We start from the raw sequence: 19,776 nt of genomic DNA on the forward strand, positions 1-19,776 counted from the left end.
ATGGTGGCCGTATCTGATTATGATGATGCCTTAATCACTTAAATAGGCTGTTGAGATCATGTCAGATTCCCCAGTTACACTCCCAGAATCAATCAAACTAACAGAATATAGTCATGGTGCAGGTTGTGGCTGCAAGATATCCCCTAAAGTGCTCAGCACTATCTTGGCCTCGCAGTTACCCGTGTTTACTGATCCTAATCTGCTGGTCGGCAATCAAAGCCGTGACGATGCCGCAGTGTATAAACTCAATGACGACATAGGCATCATCAGCACTACCGATTTTTTCATGCCGATTGTTGACGATCCCTTCACCTTTGGCCGCATCGCTGCGACTAATGCGATCAGTGATATTTATGCCATGGGCGGCACGCCTATCATGGCGATCGCTATTTTAGGCTGGCCAATCAATAAGCTACCTGCAGAAGTCGCACAACAAGTGGTCGATGGCGGCAGACAAGCCTGTATGGAAGCAGGGATCATGCTAGCCGGTGGCCACAGCATAGATGCGCCTGAACCGATTTTTGGGCTCGCAGTGACAGGACAAATTGCGTTAACTGACTTAAAACAAAATGACACTGCTAAAGCGGGCGATCGTTTATATCTTACTAAGCCTATCGGCATTGGCATTTTAACCACAGCGCAAAAACAGAAAAAACTCCAAGATGAAGACAGTCACATTGCGGTTAATGCTATGTGTCAGCTGAATACTATAGGCACCACGATTGCCAAAATTAGCGGTGTAAACGCCCTGACCGATGTCACAGGATTTGGACTGGCGGGACACTTACTCGAAATGTGCCAAGGTGCCAAGCTCACGGCAAAACTCAAATTTGATGCGGTGCCGTTACTACCACGCGCCTTAGATTACTTAGCCTTAGGTTGCGTTCCTGGCGGGACTCACCGAAATTACGACAGTTATGGCGAGCATCTCCCCGAGCTCAGCGAGCATCAAAAAGCGATTCTGTGCGATCCGCAAACCAGTGGTGGTCTGTTAGTTGCCGTATCGGCCGAAGCCGAAGCGGAATTGATTGCTCTACTCGATGCGCATCACATCGCCCCAATTTGCATTGGATCACTGGAAACACCCACCACTGAAGCGAATGTGGTGTTGTACTGATGCTAAACGCGATCGTCGCTGCAGAACAATATCGGGAAATTTTCCTCAATCAACACCCCATCATGGATGTGCGAGCCCCCATAGAGTTTACTCGAGGTGCGTTTCCCAACTCGACCAACTTACCCTTGATGCTGGATAGTGAAAGGGAAAAAGTCGGCACTTGTTATAAACAATCAGGTCAGCAAGCCGCGATTGCATTGGGTCATTCACTGGTTAATGGCCCCATCAAGCAACAGAGAATCGAGGCTTGGGCAAGCTATGTGAAAGCCAACCCCAACGCCTACCTTTATTGCTTTCGTGGCGGCTTACGCTCGCAACTCACGCAACAATGGCTCAAAGAAGCCGGTGTAGAAGTCCCTTACATTCAGGGTGGCTATAAGGCTATGCGCCAATATCTGATTGGCGTGATTGAAGCGGCACCAGCTCAGCAGCCGTTATTGAGTTTGAGCGGGATGACGGGCTGCGGTAAAACCGATTTCTTATTGCTGCGTAAAGAAGCGGTTGATCTTGAAGGGATAGCCAATCATAGAGGCTCTAGCTTTGGGAAGAATATCGACCCACAGCCGACGCAGATTAACTTTGAAAATCAGCTTGCCATTGCCTTGCTACAGCACCAAACGAGCGGTGTTGCCTGTTTACTGCTCGAAGATGAAAGCTTCCTGATTGGGCGTTCGGCGCTGCCGCAGACATTTTACAATGCAATGCAAGCCGCCAATGTCTTAGTGCTAGAAGAGTCGGACGATGTGAGGCTCGAACGCTTACGCGATGAATATGTGCATAAAATGTATAGCGGCTTCTGTGAACGCCTAGGGGCAGAAGCGGGTTTTGCGACATTTAGCGACTATCTATTGCAAAGTTTAGTGAGTATTCGTAAACGTTTAGGCGGGAAACAACATCAAGAACTGCAAGATTTGATGCAACAAGCACTCGATCAGCAAATCAACCAGAATGACACTTCGCTGCACTTAGTTTGGATAAACCTGTTATTACATAAGTATTACGACCCTATGTACCTATACCAATTAGATAAAAAGTCGGAACGGGTGCTCTTTAAAGGTTCGCACCAAGCCATGCATGAGTGGCTGGATAGCTATCAGACACGATAAATCGCCACCCTAAAATAAGATAACCGCGAACATTAGCTTCGCGGTTATCATTTTATTTCATACTGCCATAACGGATTTAAGACTTACCCAGCAGGCTCGCCACTTGGACTCGCAAAGAATCCTTATTCACAAGCTTGCCATCGACGGCATCCGTTAAATCCACCGACACCCTTGACCAAAAACGCTTGGGCATTTTAGCTAAGGCATGTCCGCCCTTGTGGCTAAAGTAAGACCCCCATAATCCGTGTAATGCCATTGGAATAACAAGCACAGGATCTCTGGCTAAGATCTTATCGATTCCGGGACGAAAATCGCCAAGTTCACCGTCAGGTGTGAGTCGCCCTTCAGGGAAAATGCACACCAACTCACCATTGGCGAGCGCCTCATGAATTGCCTCGAAGGCACGATTATAGGTCTCTTCACTTTGCTTAGGCGAACAGATAGGGATCACCCCAGCGTGGCGGAACACATACTTCAGCAGAGGAATTTCGCTAATGGATTTATCCATCACAAAGCGGATTGGCCGTGTCGAGGCTCCCATAATAATCAAGGCATCCACATAACTCACATGGTTACAGACTATAATGCCAGCCCCTTCCTTCGGAATTTTTTCACGGCCAGTTACAGTCACGCGGTACATAACATGGCTAAGTAAGTAACTGATAAATCGCTGAGTAAATTCTGGCACTTGCGAATAAACATAAAGGGCGACGACAAAGTTCATTACGGCAAGCAGCAGGAATAACTGCGGAATCGTCCAACCCGCTACGCCCAGCAGCAACATAGATAACAGCGCCGAAGCCACCATAAACAGAGAGTTCATAATGTTATTGGCAGCAATCGCCTGAGCACATTCACCCTTAGCCGAACGCGATTGAATAAAGGCGTATAAGGGGACGATGAACAGCCCGCCGCTAACGCCGATCATAAAGAAATCTAGCATCACCCGATAATGTTGCGACTCGGCAATAAAGGCTTTTAATCCATAAACAAAACCAGCATCCACTGGCGCAGGTGGAATAGCCCAAAGCAAATCGACACCAAAGATAGTTAATCCCAGCACCCCAAATGGCAGCAAACCGAGTTCCACATGACCGTAGGAAAAACGTTCACAGACGAAGGAGCCAACGGCAATCCCGATGGAAAACATGCCCAACAATAACGACACCACAGTCGCGCCTGAATGCAGATGCAGCTTGGCAAAGTTAGGGAATTGAGTCAGATAGGTCGCGCCTAAAAACCAAAACCAACTGATAGCGAGGATCGCCATCCAGATTGAAGGTGTTTGACGGGCTTTTTTAATACTGCGCCAAGTGCCCGATAACGGCCTGAAACGTATTTTTTCAATGACGCCCTGCGGTGGTAAAGCAGGAATAGCCCGACTCGACAAGTATCCTGCTAAGGCCAATACGGCGACGGTAATGGCAGCCCAAAGCGTACCGTTGACTTCAGAAACTAAGATCCCCGCACTTAACGTGCCGACCAGAATAGAGAGAAAAGTGCCCATTTCAACCCACGCATTGCCTGTGACTAACTCGTCCTCTTTCAACGCTTGGGGTAACAAGGAATATTTGACCGGGCCGAAATAAGCCGACTGACTACCTGTTAAAAATAACAGTAATAACATCATCATGTAGTTCTCACTCACTATCGCGATAGCGGCACAGGACATGATAATAACTTCGAGTAATTTCAATCGACGGATAAGTTTGGCCTTATCCATATTATCGGCAACCACACCTGCGTGGGCCGAAAACAGGAAAAACGGCAGGATGAACACCCCAGCGGCTAAATTCACAAACATATCGACGCTTATGGGTAAGTCTTTGACTTGGCTGAAGGTCACTAACAGCAGCAATACATTTTTATAGATATTGTCATTCAAGGCGCCGAGGCACTGAGTCGCAAAATAAGGTAAAAAACGTTTTGTTAGCAACATGATAGTTCCCTCTGGTAACCCATTCCTTGTAGATAAGCCTGCACATGGCTCTCGAGTAAATCCCGCAGTGATAACGATTCAGCAAAGAGCTTATTATCGAGGGACAAAGCAGTTAACCCATGAATCCCCCCCCACAACACACGGCTCATACTGAGATGCTGCCCCGGTGTCGCCTCTGGGAAGAGCTGCGCTAACTCACGTTCAATCAGTGTGAATAACCCTGCAATCAACTGTCCTTGTGATTGCGGCAGCGGCTCAGAATCGAGTAATTGCAACTCAAAAACCAGTTTGAAAGCTTGGCGCTGTTCATGGGCGAATTGACTATACTCCCACGCCATTGCAATGATTTTACGCAAACTGTCAACCGCGTAAACACCCGCTAATCTGTCATGTAAAGCCCTAAGCGTTGCCTCAGAAACGGCCAGCAGCAAATAGTTATAACTGCCGAAAATATTGATCAAGGTACTAGGGACATAGCCAATTTGGCTGGCCACTTTGCGCAAACTGAGCCCGACAACACCTTGCTCGGTCAGTAACTCAGTTGCCGTTTGTATTGCCATCACGCGAATTTCATCATGGCTGTGTTCTTTTCGTCTAGCCATAGCTCTCACTCCCTATTGGATAGCAAGAGACTAACAGCAGTTAAAATAAAAAACAACGTTCAAAATAAGTTTATTTTACGTACAGCCGCGGGTAAATAGTGAAGGATATCATTGAAGAACATAGATAAAGCTAGACACTCGAATTAGACTCCCTCAGTAAGCAGAACGGGATCTGTAGGATTACACCACCTAAAAGAGCATAAAAAAACGGCGTGCTCAGTAAGCACGCCGTTTTTTATTTTGATTTAAAAATCATTCTTAATTCAAAGCTGTTTTTATTTGAGGCTAATTTTTGGTTCAAAGATGAGAGCGAGGTTTAAGACTTGCGATAAGTCATCACAACTCTATCTGCGCCAGCGCCAAAATAATCGGCCTCAAAAGCCGAATCAACGAAACCTAAATGCTGATATAAGCCATGGGCAGGATTACTCGGGTCAACCGTTAAACACACCCGCTCAACAGCGGCAGGCAACTCAGCTAAACACTGCTGCATCAAACGTTTGCCTAATCCCTTTCCGCGAGCATCTTCACTTACTGCAACAGATAAAATCCACATACAGGTAGGATCGCTACTCTGGGCGCTGAGCAAATAACCTTGCAGCAGATTATCTTCATCCACGGCAACTAAAAATTGCTCTGGCCAACAATCAAATCCCTGACGGAAGAAAAAATCGGGATAACTATGTTCGCCAAAAATGGCCTGCTCAAGCTGATAAACCGCGAATAACTCTGACTTTAATACCGGACGTATAGACTGCATTCGAAAATTATTCACCTATTAAAATCTTATCCCACTCTAAGTTGGGTGCGCCCACTACGATAAAGTTAGGGTTTTCTAAAGTCTCGCGCTCATTGTAGGTTAACGGTTGCAGCTCAGTATCCATCAACTGTCCACCCGCCTCTTCGACTATGATTTGCGCCGCTCCCGTATCCCACTCGCCCGTTGGGCCAACTCGCACATAACAATCGGCTCGACCTTCGGCGACAAGACAACTCTTTAACGCTGCGCCGCCCATCACCACGAGCTCGCAATGTTTAGGGTGGTTGAACAGGGTCAATACAGATTGAGGATCCTGACGGCGACTCACGGCCAATCTTAGGGAGACCTTTTCACGGTGCTCGATTTGGCGACTGCTGATCCGCACTTCCTGTTTGTCCGTGCGTTTGTATGCCCCTAAACCTGCAATCGCGTAATAACACACTTGCGTCATAGGCACATACACCACGCCCATCACGGGACGATTGTGCTCCACCAGTGCAATAATCACCGAAAAATCACCACTGCCGGCAATAAACTCACCCGTGCCATCGAGTGGATCGACCAACCAATAGCGCTTCCAAGATTCACGCACGCTCAGCGGAATGTCGGCAGCCTCTTCAGATAACACAGGAATATCAGGCGTTAAAGCAGTTAATCGGTCACAAATGATCTTGTTCGCCGCTAAATCTGCGGAAGTGACAGGGGTATTGTCAGACTTCATTTCTCGCTCAAAATTACCTTTGAGATAAATGTCACGGATAGTTATCCCGGCATCGGTCGCAATTGCAATAACTTCGTCGATCAACTCTTCTGGCTTCATAACAACTCCAATCGCAAAGTTCGCGAATGTTTTGCAAGCGTTCCAGCTTTGAACGCTTAAAAGGAAAAAGATTATTTAAGGTATATACCCAAGCTACCTGAATACACGAGTTTCAGTGCGTTAAATGCCCGCTAAACCCTGCATCTTCTGACTGTTTAGGTATAAATATTTTTGCGCTAAAAACAACGCACTCACACTACGGGATTCGGAAAAATCGACATCATCGAGCAAGGCCTCCCAATCGGCGAGCGCCCAAGGCACCACATCAATGGGCTCTGGCTCATCACCTTCAAGGCGACTCTCATACAGATCTTCTGCAAGAAAAATTTGCATCTTACTGGAGAAATACCCCGGCGCTAGGCTAAGTTCTTTCAATAGCGTGAGCTTATTCGCCCCAAAGCCAATTTCTTCCTGCAATTCACGGTTAGCGGCTTCGATTGGCGATTCACCAGGGTCGATAAGACCTTTAGGAAAACCGAGCTCGTAATTATCGGTTCCGGCAGCATATTCGCGCGCCAGTAGCATTTGCCCTTGATGAATAGGCACTATCATCACAGCGCCACGGCTGCCGCCTTTCATACGCTCGTATTGGCGTTCGACACCATTTGAGAACTTAAGATGCACTTGCTCAATTTGAAATAATCGGCTTTTCGCGACAACTTCGGTATGCAATATTTCCGGCTTATTCTGCCGCTGCGACATAACTGCCTCTGGATAAAAAAGCGATAAATTAAATAAGGTAAGTGACAATCTTACTATCCTGTCTTTAATCTACAACCTGAATTTATTGCATACACCTAAAGACAAGCTGTAAATTCTTTGCGAGATACATCACAAACCAAGCTCAGCCTAAGTGAACTGCATCAAAGTATGCCTAAAAAATTCTGCAGTTTATAAATAGTAAAAAGGGGCAAAGCCCCTTTTAGTTTGGTTTACGCTTAGAATTGATAACGTAAATTGAGCTGGTAACTGAGGAAGTCATTCGGCTCAATATCCACATACTGATACCCCAAGCCAACTGACCAAGCGTCGCTCACTTGATAGCTAAACCGTACACCGGCATACCAATCAGTGCCATCGAGTTCAGTGGTTAAACGGCTATTGCCCATAGTGCTACTGATATCCGCTTGCCATCTAAACAATCCGATAGGCACTTCAAACCGCCAAGCATCATGCTGCAGTAAGGTAAAACGCAATCCCAGCATCACGCCATCGGCCAATACGGGGGTCACGGCTTTTACCTGCTCATGGTATTGCGCCGGAGTCAGACTCGCGCCTTCAATCCGCGCACTCCCATTACCAAAGTCAGCATAGCCTAATTCGATTGCCACCATGGGAGTCCATTGATAACCCACACTTAAGCCAAACGCGGTATCTTTGTCATCAACCGATGTCACTACGCCAGCTGCAGTCTGTGGCTGTAAATCTCGTCTGCTGCTATCAACCTGAGCTTGCCCGACAAAGCCCTCGACATACCAGTTATCAGCTGCATTCGCTTGATTCACTGTGCCTGCGAGCACCACTGCCCCCAAGAGCGCTTTATGTAATTCACGGCGGCGGATTAAACCCGCCGTAATAATCAATCCTAATGCCCACAAGGACATGCTACCTCCTCCCGATTTGTTATCAATCACCACTTCTTGATAGGCCTTAACGGTAATGAACACTTGCCCTGTTGCCTCTCCGCCCAACCCATCGCTAATCTGATACGTCATGGTATCGACGCCATCGAATCCCGCTTTAGGGATATAACGCAGCTTGTTCGACTCCACTGACACAGCCCCTTGCTGCGCGGTAGCGCTGACTAAAGTTAAAACATTACCGTCTGGATCACTGTCGTTACTCAGCACATCGAGTAGCAAGCTCGTTCTATCGTCGGTTGCGGCGCTGTCGTTGACTGTCGTTGGTGCGGTATTGCCACTCACTACCACAGTCAACTCAGTACTCGCAGTGCCACCTTTACCATCGGTAATGCTATACACCAGCACATCCGTACCGATGAAATCGGTTGCTGGCGTGTAACTTAGCTGCTGATTAGCCAAGATGACGGCGGTGCCGAACTCGCTGGTCACTTGCGTGACGGTCAGCGCATCACCATCGCTATCGGTATCATTGGCGAGTACATCGATATCGAGACTCTGATTCCAAGGTAAAGAGGCGGTATCCGGGTTTGCCACAGGTAAATGGTTGCCATTGAGTATCACGGACACGCCACTTGGATCGACGATAGTACGGTTAGCGACGCCATCGTCATCGTTTGGACCGCCATCCTCTAGGGTTAACTGTGCACACCAATGACCTTCCGTTAATCCCGCAGTCCAACGGCTGTCTCCCGGTGGAGGACAGAAACCACGCTCACCTTCACTACTAGCGACACTGTTACGCGCATCAATCACAAAATCTTTCCAACCATTTTGTGCTTGATACTTACGATAAACCGCATTCGCAGGGATCGGTGAGCGCTGTGGCATCACTAGACTGTAACTCTGTCCTTGTTGTGGTAATCCCGTCGCTACGAAGTCAAAAATACCGCCGACATTGGCCGCGATGCTGTCTTCAGGCACCAAAGTAGGTAACAGTTGCATGCCCGTTTGTCCTTGTCTGAGAGCAATATCGCCTAAACGCAAACATACCCCAGCCTGACCCTCAGCCAAGAAGTACACAGGCTGCAATTCACCTTCAGGCATAATGTTACAGTCGTTGACCGCATCCAAATAATCAGGAATACCGTCACCATCCGTATCGGTAAAGCCTTCTTGAACATCAGGGATCAAATCACCGTCCGTGTCTGCGCCAGTCAATACAGGTAAGCTTGAACGCACAACAATGTAGACTTTCTCTGTGGTAGACAGCGCTGGCAAACCATTATCAGTGACAGTCACACTCACAGGATAAATGCCCGGCAGGACAGATACTGGAGAGAAGAACATACCCGCATCATCGGATTGTAAGTTCAGCGAACCGCTTGCCCATGTTGACGTTAAGCTATCCTGCATATTCGCGTCACTGATATCAGCATTAATGCGTACATCACCGCCATTTTGCGCCACGATAAATTGGTGCGCTCCCGCTTGGGTAACATCCAACGTCACCTTAGGCGCAATATTCGCTTCGGTGATGAGCACCTGAGTTTGCTGCTTACTGCCCAAGTTCAAGCTAGGGTCTAGACTAATCAGCACATCCTCATCCCCTTCGACCTCACCATCTTCAAAGGTTCTAAAGCGGATCTCAGCTTGTTGACCCGATGTCACCTCGACCACCCCATCAACCAAATCATGATCACTGCTACCTGCAGAGCCTGAAACGGTATAAGGCACAGAAAGTGGATATACGGGTGCGACGCCATTAAGGTACACACTCACCACTACCTCATTGCCCTCACCCACAAGCTGATCTTTACTCAAGGAAATCAGTGGATGTACTTTCACTTTTTGAGCCTTGATCGCCTTATTACCATCGCGATCTACAGCTTGCCAGTAAGCTAAGTAGCTGCCTGGTGCGAAGAACAGACTCTTATTCACCAGAGAAACTGGCAATGGATGACCATTACGATCGACCGCTTTCGCGAAACCAAGTTTAACGCGAGTAAATAGGCCCGTCGCATTCATATCGACATCGTCTGGCAAAGTGATCACTGGCTGATTTTCCGACTCCGCGCCTTCAATCAGTACATTCACTTTGGCACTTGCACGCCCCTTGTTACCATCACTGATGGTATAGCGAAGCGCCACAGGCCCGACATACGCTTCAGGCGCAGTAAAGCTCAAGCCCTCACTGGTGATTTGCACACTGCCGATATCCGCAGCCGCACCATCAATCGTTAAGGTATCACCATCGACATCAACATCGTTCGCGAGCACCGCAAGCGCATAAATATCGTTGGCGGTACTTGTTAATGTGTAGTCGTCATCAACCGCCTGCGGATCATCATTCACTGCCGTGACGTTAATCGTGATTGTTGCAGGCTCTGAACTCAGCTCGGCATCCTTAGCAATAAAGCTAAACACGTCTGTTCCATTGAAATCCTTCTCAGGGGTATATAACCAAACAGTGCCATGTTGCTCTAAGGTGCCGGATTCTGGCTGACTCACCACTTCATAGGTGAGCGGATCATTATCCACATCCTCTGCCGCAAGGGTGATCGTCACAGAACCATCTTCCTCTAACGTCACAGTTGAACTTGTCGCTACAGGTGCATCATTGACGTTGGTCACGGTAATGCTAAAGGACTGGTCAGCCGTTAAGCCATCCGTGTCCGTCACCCGCAGTAACACAGGGTGCGCGCCCACATCGGCATTGCCTGGCGTGCCACTTAACACGCCTGAAGTCATATTGAAGTTCAACCAGCTTGGTTTAGTCACCGCGCTGAATGTCAGTACATCGCCCACATCGGTATCCGCAGCCGCGAAGGTGTAGCTGTACGCCGCATCTTGAGTGGCGGCAGTGATGGCCGTTGAACTAATGGTCGGCGCATCGTTAACGTTGGTCACGGTAATGCTGAAACTTTGGTCAGCGGTTAAGCCATCCGTGTCCATCACTCGCAGTAACACGACATGGCTGCCCACATCGGCATTGCTGGGTGTGCCACTTAACACGCCTGAAGTCGTATTGAAGCTCAACCAACTTGGTTTAGTCACCGCGCTGAATGTCAGTACATCGCCCACATCGGTATCACTCGCCGCAAAGTTGTAGCTGTACGCCGCATCTTGAGTGGCAGCAGTGATGGCCGTTGAACTAATCGTCGGCGCATCGTTGACGTTGGTCACCGTGATGCTGAAGCTTTGCTCTGCCGTTAAGCCGTCCGTGTCGGTGACTTTCAGTGTCACCGCATGACTGCCCACATCGGCATTGCTTGGCGTGCCGCTTAACAATCCAGTGGCCGCATTGAAGCTCAACCAACTCGGTTTAGTCACCGCGCTCAATGTCAGTACATCGCCCACATCGGTATCACTCGCCGCAAAGGTGTAGCTGTACGCCGCATCTTGAGTGGCAGCTGTGATGGCCGTTGAACTGATGGTCGGCGCATCATTGACGTTGGTCACCGTGATGCTAAAGGACTGGTCAGCGGTTAAGCCGTCCGTGTCTGTCACCCGCAATGTCACGGGGTGTGCGCCCACATCCGCATTGCCTGGCGTGCCACTTAACAAGCCAGTGGCAGCATTGAAGCTCAACCAACTTGGTTTAGTCACCGCGCTTAAGGTTAAGGTGTCGCCCACATCGGTATCACTCGCCGCAAAGGTGTAGCTGTACGCCGCATCTTGAGTGGCTGCAGTGATGGCCGTTGAACTAATCGTCGGTGCATCGTTGACGTTGGTCACGGTAATGCTGAAGGACTGGTCAGCGGTTAAGCCGTCTGTGTCCGTCACCCGCAGTAACACGGGATGCGCGCCCACATCGGTATTGCTGGGCGTGCCACTTAACAATCCAGTGGCAGCATTGAAGCTCAACCAACTTGGTTTAGTCACCGCGCTGAATGTCAGTACATCGCCCACATCGGTATCCGCAGCCGCAAAGGTATAGCTGTACGCCACATCTTGGGTGGCGGCAGTCATCGCCGTTGAACTAATCGTCGGTGCATCGTTGACGTTGGTCACCGTGATGCTGAAGCTTTGCTCTGCCGTTAAGCCGTCTGTGTCCGTCACCCGCAATGTCACGGGGTGTGCGCCCACATCGGCATTGCTGGGCGTGCCACTTAACAATTCAGTGGCAGCATTGAAGCTCAACCAACTTGGTTTAGTCACCGCGCTGAATGTCAGTACATCGCCCACATCGGTATCACTCGCCGCAAAGGTGTAGCTGTACACCGCATCTTGAGTGGCAGCTGTGATGGCCGTTGAACTAATCGTCGGTGCGTCATTGACGTTGGTCACGGTAATGCTGAAGCTTTGCTCTGCCGTTAAGCCATCCGTGTCCGTCACTCGCAGTAACACGACATGGCTGCCCACATCGGCATTGCCTGGCGTGCCACTTAACACGCCTGAAGTCGTATTGAAGCTCAACCAACTCGGTTTGGTCACCGCGCTGAATGTCAGTACATCGCCCACATCGGTATCACTCGCCGCAAAGGTGTAGCTGTACGCGGTATCTTGAGTGGCAGCTGTGATGGCCGTTGAACTAATCGTCGGTGCATCGTTGACGTTGGTCACCGTGATGCTGAAGCTTTGCTCTGCCGTTAAGCCGTCCGTGTCGGTGACTTTCAGTGTCACCGCATGACTGCCCACATCGGCATTGCTAGGCGTGCCACTTAACAATCCAGTGGCCGCATTGAAGCTCAACCAGCTTGGTTTAGTCACCGCGCTTAAGGTTAAGGTGTCACCCACATCGGTATCACTCGCCGCAAAGCTATAGCTGTACGCCGCATCTTGAGTGGCGGCAGTGATAGCTGTTGAACTAATCGTCGGCGCATCGTTGACGTTGGTCACGGTAATGCTGAAGCTTTGCTCTGCCGTTAAGCCGTCCGTGTCGGTGACTTTCAGTGTCACCGCATGACTGCCCACATCGGCATTGCTAGGCGTGCCACTTAACAATCCAGTGGCCGCATTGAAGCTCAACCAGCTTGGTTTAGTCACCGCGCTTAAGGTTAAGGTGTCGCCTACATCGGTATCACTCGCCGCAAAGGTGTAGCTGTACACCGCATCTTGAGTGGCAGCTGTGATGGCCGTTGAACTAATCGTCGGTGCGTCATTGACGTTGGTCACGGTAATGCTGAAGCTTTGCTCTGCCGTTAAGCCATCCGTGTCCGTCACTCGCAGTAACACGACATGGCTGCCCACATCGGCATTGCCTGGCGTGCCACTTAACACGCCTGAAGTCGTATTGAAGCTCAACCAACTCGGTTTGGTCACCGCGCTGAATGTCAGTACATCGCCCACATCGGTATCACTCGCCGCAAAGGTGTAGCTGTACGCGGTATCTTGAGTGGCAGCTGTGATGGCCGTTGAACTAATCGTCGGTGCATCGTTGACGTTGGTCACCGTGATGCTGAAGCTTTGCTCTGCCGTTAAGCCGTCCGTGTCCGTCACTCGCAGTAACACGACATGGCTGCCCACATCGGCATTGCCTGGCGTGCCACTTAACACGCCTGAAGTCGTATTGAAGCTCAACCAACTCGGTTTGGTCACCGCGCTTAAGGTTAAGGTGTCGCCCACATCGGTATCACTCGCCGCAAAGGTGTAGCTGTATGCCGCATCTTGAGTGGCGGCAGTGATGGCCGTTGAACTGATGGTCGGTGCGTCATTGACGTTGGTCACGGTAATGCTAAAGGACTGGTCAGCGGTTAAGCCATCCGCATCCGTCACTCGCAGTAACACAGGGTGTGCACCCACATCGGCATTGCTGGGCGTGCCACTTAACAATCCAGTAGCCGCATTGAAGCTCAACCAACTCGGTTTGGTCACCGCGCTTAAGGTTAAGGTGTCACCCACATCAGTATCCGCAGCCGCGAAGGTGTAGCTGTACGCCGCATCTTGAGTGGCGGCAGTGATGGCCGTTGAACTGATGGTCGGCGCATCATTGACGTTGGTCACGGTAATACTGAAGCTTTGCTCTGCCGTTAAGCCGTCCGTGTCGGTGACTTTCAGTGTCACCGCATGACTGCCCACATCGGCATTGCTGGGCGTGCCACTTAACACGCCCGTAGCCGCATTGAAGCTCAACCAGCTTGGTTTAGTCACCGCGCTCAATGTCAGTACATCGCCCACATCGGTATCACTCGCCGCAAAGGTGTAGCTGTAAGCCGCATCTTGAGTGGCTGCAGTGATGGCTGTTGAACTGATGGTCGGTGCGTCATTGACGTTGGTCACGGTAATGCTAAAGGACTGGTCAGCGGTTAAGCCATCCGTGTCCGTCACCCGCAGTGTCACGGGGTGCGCGCCCACATCGGCATTGCTGGGCGTGCCACTTAACACGCCCGTAGCCGCATTGAAGCTCAACCAGCTTGGTTTAGTCACCGCGCTCAATGTCAGTACATCGCCCACATCGGTATCACTCGCCGCAAAGCTATAGCTGTACACCGCATCTTGAGTGGCAGCTGTGATGGCCGTTGAACTGATGGTCGGTGCATCGTTGACGTTGGTCACTGTGATGCTGAAGCTTTGCTCTGCCGTTAAGCCGTCCGTGTCCGTCACCCGCAATGTCACGGGGTGTGCACCCACATCGGCATTGCTTGGCGTACCGCTTAACAATCCAGTAGCCGCATTGAAGCTCAACCAACTCGGTTTGGTCACGGCGCTTAAGGTTAAGGTGTCACCCACATCGGTATCCGCAGCCGCAAAGGTGTAGCTGTACGCCGCATCTTGAGTGGCAGCTGTGATGGCCGTTGAACTGATGGTCGGCGCATCGTTGACGTTAGTGACCGTGATGCTGAAGCTTTGCTCTGCTGTTAAGCCGTCCGTGTCGGTGACTTTCAGTGTCACCGCATGGCTGCCCACATCGGCATTGCTTGGCGTACCACTTAACACGCCCGTAGCCGCATTGAAGCTCAACCAGCTTGGTTTAGTCACCGCGCTCAATGTCAGCACATCGCCCACATCAGTATCTGCGGCCGCAAAGTTGTAGCTGTACGCCGCATCTTGAGTGGCAGCTGTGATGGCTGTTGAACTGATAGTCGGCGCATCGTTGATGTTCACTACACTTAAATTAAATGCGGGTAAACTAGCAGACAAAGCACCATCAGAAACACTGATAATAATCCCGTTAGTTACACCAACATCTTGATTAGAGGGAGTACCTGACAGCGTTCCTGTTGTTGTGTTAAATGTCGCCCATGCAGGTTTATTAGCAATACTAAAGCTAAGTACATCTCCCACAGAGTCAGACGCTGTAGGCGTAAACTGATACGACACATCTTGATTAACACTTAAGGTCGGCGTACCACTAATGACTGGGGCGCCATTTGGCGTTACCGAGTTACTCGCCACTGACGCACTACTGCTGCCAATCGCGTTCGTTGCTACGACATTAAAGGTATAAGGACTACCGTTTGCAAGCCCTGTTACTGTAATAGGGGAAGCTGCCCCCGAAGCGTGGAAACCACCTGGGCTTGAGGTCACTGTGTACCCCGTGATTGACGAACCACCATTGAATATCGGAGCGGTAAAACTCACACTCGCTTGGCTGTCACCTGCACTAGCCGCTCCTATGGTTGGCACGCCAGGAACGACAGCATTCACAGTGAATGAGCGACTCACCTGAGCCGCAGCTAAGTAACTGCCATCTCCCGCTTGATTAGCATCAATGGTACAGGTGCCAGTGCTACCGAACGTTAAGGCGCCACCAGCGGTAATAGTACAAACTCCTGTAGTAGATGATGTAAAAGTCACTGTTAAGCCTGAGCTTGCTGACGCAATGAGCGTCGGTGCGGTACCAAAACTTTGAGCACCAGGGTCTGCAAAAGTGATGGTTTGTATCGCTTTAGGCGTGGTAGAGCTAGTTGCAGTAGAAGCGGCTCCCGTCCCCACCGAGTTAGTAGCCGTGACGGTAAATGTATATGCTACACCATTAGTAAGACCAGTTACTGTCAGCGGTGAGCTAGCACTCGCCCCAGTGAAGCCACCGGGATTTGACGTTGCTGTATAACCAGTAATAGCTGCACCACCGGTAAAAATTGGCGCACTAAAGGTCACACTGGCTTGAGTATCGCCAGCAGTCGCACTCGCTGCAGTTGGTGCACCCGGTACAACCGCACTGATACTAAATGAGCGGCTGACAGTCGTCGCTGCCAAATAGCTGCTATCGCCCGCTTGATCGGCATTGATAGTGCAAGTACCCACGGAAACGAAGTTTAATAACCCGCCAGAAGAGATAGTACACACTCCTGTGGTTGATGAAGTAAAGGTCGGGGTTAATCCTGAGTCTGATGTCGCCGTCAAGGTTGGCGAGGTACCAAAATTCTGCGCCCCTGGATTGGCGAAGGTAATTGTCTGCGGTGATGCCGGTGTGACTGAATTAGATGCTGCTGATGCAGCACCTGTACCCGCCGAGTTAGTCGCGGTAACAGTGAAGGTATAAGCCACTCCATTGGTTAATCCTATCACCGAAATGGGTGAACCCACGCCCGTACCGGTAAAACCACTGGGGTTGGACGTAACTGTATAGCTAGTAACTGCAGCACCACCATTACTTGCGGACGCAGTAAAGTTAACCGATGCCTGGGCATTCCCTGCCGTTGCGGTGCCAATCGTAGGGGCACTTGGCACTACGGCATTCACCATAAAGGTTTGACTTACAGTGCTTGCAGCATTGGTACTCGCGTTACCACTCTGATCTGTATCGATAGTACAGGAACCCGTTGACAAAAAGGTCAGGGTTCCACTGCTCGTAATCGTACAAACTGCTGGTGTCGATGAACTGAAACTGACAATTAACGATGAATCTGATGTTGCAGTTAACGTCGGACTAGTGCCGAAATTTTGCGCCCCCGGATTAGCAAAAGTAATTGTCTGGTTAACTTTGGGTATTACTGAATTTGAAGCACCTGATGCAGAGCTTGTTCCAATGGTGTTAGTTGCCGTCACAGTAAAGGTGTAAGCCGTACCATTTGTTAGGCCTGTTACCGTTATCGGAGAAGTTGTAAATCCATTACCACCAGCACTAATGCCATCAGGGTTAGATGTTACTGTATAACCCGTTATGGCAGCGCCTCCATTATTTGCAGGTGCGCTAAAAGCCACAGAGGCCTGCCCAATACCTGCCGTTGCAGCGCCAATAGTAGGAGCATCTGGGGCTGTCGGGATAGCCACTGTATGAATTGAGCCGCTGGTATAGGCTGCAGGGCCAGCGTTACCCGCTGCATCGCTGATATTGGTCGATGCATTCAGGTTGAGTTTGATGGTGCCATTACCCGTAATACCGCTCACTGTCACATTCACGCTGGATCCTGAACTCGCGGAGACGCTGACTATAGTGCCAGTCGCGCCACCGCTAGTGTCAAGAGCGAAGTCATCGATAGAAATGTTGTTGACTGATTCGCTGAAGTTAACGGTGAAATCAACACTGATATCTGTTGATACTGCACCACCCGAAGGTGCGGTGCTCGTCACAGAGGGCACAATGCCGTCCACTACCAGCGCTTTATTATTGCCCAGTGAATTAGCTGCGCCAGGGGACGCCAATGTGAGGGTCGCATTGTTAGTAGCGGCATCGCGGATGGTTCCGCTATTCAATGCCAAGGAGTTAGTGGCGGCATAATCTAGGTCACTGGACGTATCGCCGGACTGAATGGTGTAGTTGAATATCAGCGCACTGGAACCACTACCACTTGCGTAGTCAATCGTTCTATCCGTTGTACCCGTATCCAGCGTTAGTTGCGGGGTACCAGTGACGCTCACCACTTCGCTCAAGTTAACTTGGATACTAATGATATCGCCCAGTTTGTAAGTACCGTCCGCGGTGCTGGCATTAACAGATGAAACCGTCGGGGCCACGCCATCGATGACGATATTTCTATTCGCCCCCAAAGAGTTTGCGGCACCGGGAGAAGGCAAGGTCAAGGTGGCGTTGTTACTTGCCGCGTCGCGAATAGTGCCACTATTTAGCATCAATGAATTGGTAGCAACATAATCTAAATCGGCCGAAGTATCGCCAGACTGAACGGTATAACTGAATGTCAACGTACTGGAGTTACTACCGCTGGCGTAGTTAATGGTGCGATCAGTGGTGCCTGTTTCAAGTGTGAGTTGAGGTGTACCAGTCACCAATACTGCTTCATCAAAATTAACCTCTACACTAATAACATCCCCGACTTTGTAAGTACCGTTTGCAGTGCTGGCTGTGATAGAGCTTACTGTAGGGGCGACAGAATCGGTAACAAATGCACCCGTTGCGTTATACCCGATACCGCTGCTAGTACCTGTTAACATGGAGGAATTAGTCTGGCTATCGTTGACTGTCGTACCGCTGGCTTCATTCAGCTTCCAATACCCCAGCAGGCCGGATTCATTGCCTACCAACTCGATACTGCGGTTATTTTGAATCTGCACTTGCGTGCGCGCACTACTCCACATACGTATATCATCGATACTACCGACGAAATCATCTACCGCTCCGTGGTTCTGCAACCCAAACACAAGATTGGTCACTCCAAATCCCGTATAATTAGGAACGCTACTACGGGCGCCTTGATCTAAAACGTTTATTCCCTGTGCGACGCCATCAACATAAAAATCCCAAGTTCCATTATCAAATACAACTGCAATGTGATACCAGGTTCCTGTGCTTAACGACAACACATTACTTTCTGTCAGGCAACCAAAATCACACTCAAGATCGACAGTTAGTTTACTTGAGTTAAATATGAGGCCACCGGCATCGGCACCGCCACCGCCAGTGAAATCCACTAAATTGATGGTCCCACTGACGTTAGTAAATTTGGCCCAAAACTCCAGTGTAAATGTTGTTCGATTAGATAGCGCAGAGCCCGCATTTGTCAGCGTTACGGTATCACCAGTTGTAAAGTCAAAAGAACGGTTTTGTGCGCTAGCATAGAGGGAGGTCATCGCAAAAAAACTGCCTACAATGAACATTTTCAAATAAGAATGACAGAATCTAGTCATAATATGCTTAAAAGCATGAATCATTTTGTAAGCATGTTGCAGCATGACACATCCCCTAAATTAGCTTGTTTTAAATACAAGTAGCGCACAATCCTTGCGCGCATTTGCACTTACAGATTTAAACCATATTGTTTCAGATTTAATTACGAGAAGGGAAAAGCCCCTCAAGAGCAATAATGAAATTAACAACTTGGTAAGGTTGTACGATATGCACTGGCATATTATTACCGGCAATACCAGTATTTCCATTTACGTTAACCGTTGTGGTGGCAGTCGCAGGCGACAGTGTGGTGTCTGGTGCAGTAGTGCTAAAAGCATTAAGAGCAGTTAGCCCACTAACCACTTTGGCGGCTACCGTGGTTGGCCCTGGAATCGCGGTATTACCGTTAGCGGTGGAAGCTCCAAATGCAACGCTCGTATTTCCTGTTCCATTTAGTGCCACGGAATGAACATGCGCGGGTAATTCATTGGCAGTCAATGTCACATTTTCAGTCCCACCCGTTTGTCCTAGGTTATATTGACTCATGCCAGGGCTTTGGCCTTGATGCACAGGCACACGCCCTTGTAGGTTAGGCAGTGCAAAAGTCGTTTGGCCATTGCCACCATATGTGGTGCCTAGAATTGCAAAAAGCGCAGAGTTTTGCGAGACGGACAATAATTGCCCATCACAAAAGGCCCAACCACGGGGAGCGAAATTACCAGCGAACATAGAGATTTGACCGATAAATGGATCAGACATTGTTTTTCTCCTTAAAATCACGATTTTGTCTATTTAACGTTTTTCAACGAAATGATTACTCACGACATTTAATCGACAGCGAGTTCCTTTTGCTGATTACAACATCATCCACATCACACGATGAGAGGACTATCTAGATAAC

At 49.5% G+C, this 19,776-nt stretch carries 9 protein-coding genes; 2 read left to right on the plus strand and 7 right to left on the minus strand.

Features of this window, described 5'->3' with window-relative positions:
• Nucleotides 1-58 precede the first annotated feature (58 nt).
• The gene (selD, locus tag AC5YB3_RS10915) at nt 59-1,117 is read left to right on the plus strand and encodes a selenide, water dikinase SelD (protein ID WP_006087518.1); all 1,059 of its coding nucleotides are present in this window, start codon (nt 59-61) and stop codon (nt 1,115-1,117) included.
• A complete protein-coding gene (gene mnmH / locus AC5YB3_RS10920) occupies nt 1,117-2,223 on the plus strand; it encodes a tRNA 2-selenouridine(34) synthase MnmH (RefSeq protein WP_006083624.1) in 1,107 nt (368 codons plus the stop codon). The genes selD and mnmH overlap by 1 nt, the downstream gene beginning before the upstream one ends.
• 76 nt (nt 2,224-2,299) lie before the next feature.
• Here mnmH and AC5YB3_RS10925 read toward each other — a convergent pair whose 3' ends face one another.
• The 7 genes from AC5YB3_RS10925 to AC5YB3_RS10955 form a co-directional block, all read right to left on the minus strand.
• On the minus strand, nt 2,300-4,162 hold the full coding sequence (locus AC5YB3_RS10925; protein WP_006083625.1) for an MFS transporter: 1,863 nt from the start codon (nt 4,160-4,162) through the stop codon (nt 2,300-2,302).
• Complete coding sequence (locus tag AC5YB3_RS10930) at nt 4,153-4,764, minus strand: TetR/AcrR family transcriptional regulator (protein WP_494527107.1); 612 nt, start codon at nt 4,762-4,764, stop codon at nt 4,153-4,155. Before AC5YB3_RS10930 ends, AC5YB3_RS10925 begins: the two co-directional genes overlap by 10 nt.
• 316 nt (nt 4,765-5,080) lie before the next feature.
• Nucleotides 5,081-5,524: a GNAT family N-acetyltransferase gene (locus AC5YB3_RS10935; protein WP_006083627.1), complete on the minus strand. Its 444-nt coding sequence runs from the start codon at nt 5,522-5,524 to the stop codon at nt 5,081-5,083.
• A 7-nt stretch (nt 5,525-5,531) separates the two neighbouring features.
• Nucleotides 5,532-6,344, minus strand: coding sequence for a 3'(2'),5'-bisphosphate nucleotidase CysQ (gene cysQ, locus AC5YB3_RS10940; RefSeq protein WP_006083628.1), 813 nt, complete (start codon nt 6,342-6,344; stop codon nt 5,532-5,534).
• Between the two features lie 120 nt (nt 6,345-6,464).
• Complete coding sequence (gene nudE, locus AC5YB3_RS10945) at nt 6,465-7,046, minus strand: ADP compounds hydrolase NudE (protein WP_006083629.1); 582 nt, start codon at nt 7,044-7,046, stop codon at nt 6,465-6,467.
• A gap of 236 nt (nt 7,047-7,282) precedes the next feature.
• Nucleotides 7,283-18,940 (minus strand): putative Ig domain-containing protein, encoded by an 11,658-nt coding sequence (locus AC5YB3_RS10950; protein WP_494527108.1) that lies wholly within the window; start codon nt 18,938-18,940, stop codon nt 7,283-7,285.
• 94 nt (nt 18,941-19,034) lie between these two features.
• Complete coding sequence (locus tag AC5YB3_RS10955; RefSeq protein WP_071940516.1) at nt 19,035-19,634, minus strand: phage tail protein; 600 nt, start codon at nt 19,632-19,634, stop codon at nt 19,035-19,037.
• Nucleotides 19,635-19,776: the final 142 nt, after the last annotated feature.

It is taken from the genome of Shewanella sp. 1311 (assembly GCF_059338235.1).

What these genes read in the sequence shown, in the direction of transcription:
- selD (WP_006087518.1), top strand. Translation starts at nt 59, where the DNA reads ATGTCAGATTCCCCAGTTACACTCCCAGAATCAATCAAACTAACAGAA.
- mnmH (WP_006083624.1), top strand. Translation starts at nt 1,117, where the DNA reads ATGCTAAACGCGATCGTCGCTGCAGAACAATATCGGGAAATTTTCCTC.
- AC5YB3_RS10925 (WP_006083625.1), bottom strand. Translation starts at nt 4,162, where the DNA reads ATGTTGCTAACAAAACGTTTTTTACCTTATTTTGCGACTCAGTGCCTC.
- AC5YB3_RS10930 (WP_494527107.1), bottom strand. Translation starts at nt 4,764, where the DNA reads ATGGCTAGACGAAAAGAACACAGCCATGATGAAATTCGCGTGATGGCA.
- AC5YB3_RS10935 (WP_006083627.1), bottom strand. Translation starts at nt 5,524, where the DNA reads ATGCAGTCTATACGTCCGGTATTAAAGTCAGAGTTATTCGCGGTTTAT.
- cysQ (WP_006083628.1), bottom strand. Translation starts at nt 6,344, where the DNA reads ATGAAGCCAGAAGAGTTGATCGACGAAGTTATTGCAATTGCGACCGAT.
- nudE (WP_006083629.1), bottom strand. Translation starts at nt 7,046, where the DNA reads ATGTCGCAGCGGCAGAATAAGCCGGAAATATTGCATACCGAAGTTGTC.
- AC5YB3_RS10950 (WP_494527108.1), bottom strand. Translation starts at nt 18,940, where the DNA reads ATGCTGCAACATGCTTACAAAATGATTCATGCTTTTAAGCATATTATG.
- AC5YB3_RS10955 (WP_071940516.1), bottom strand. Translation starts at nt 19,634, where the DNA reads ATGTCTGATCCATTTATCGGTCAAATCTCTATGTTCGCTGGTAATTTC.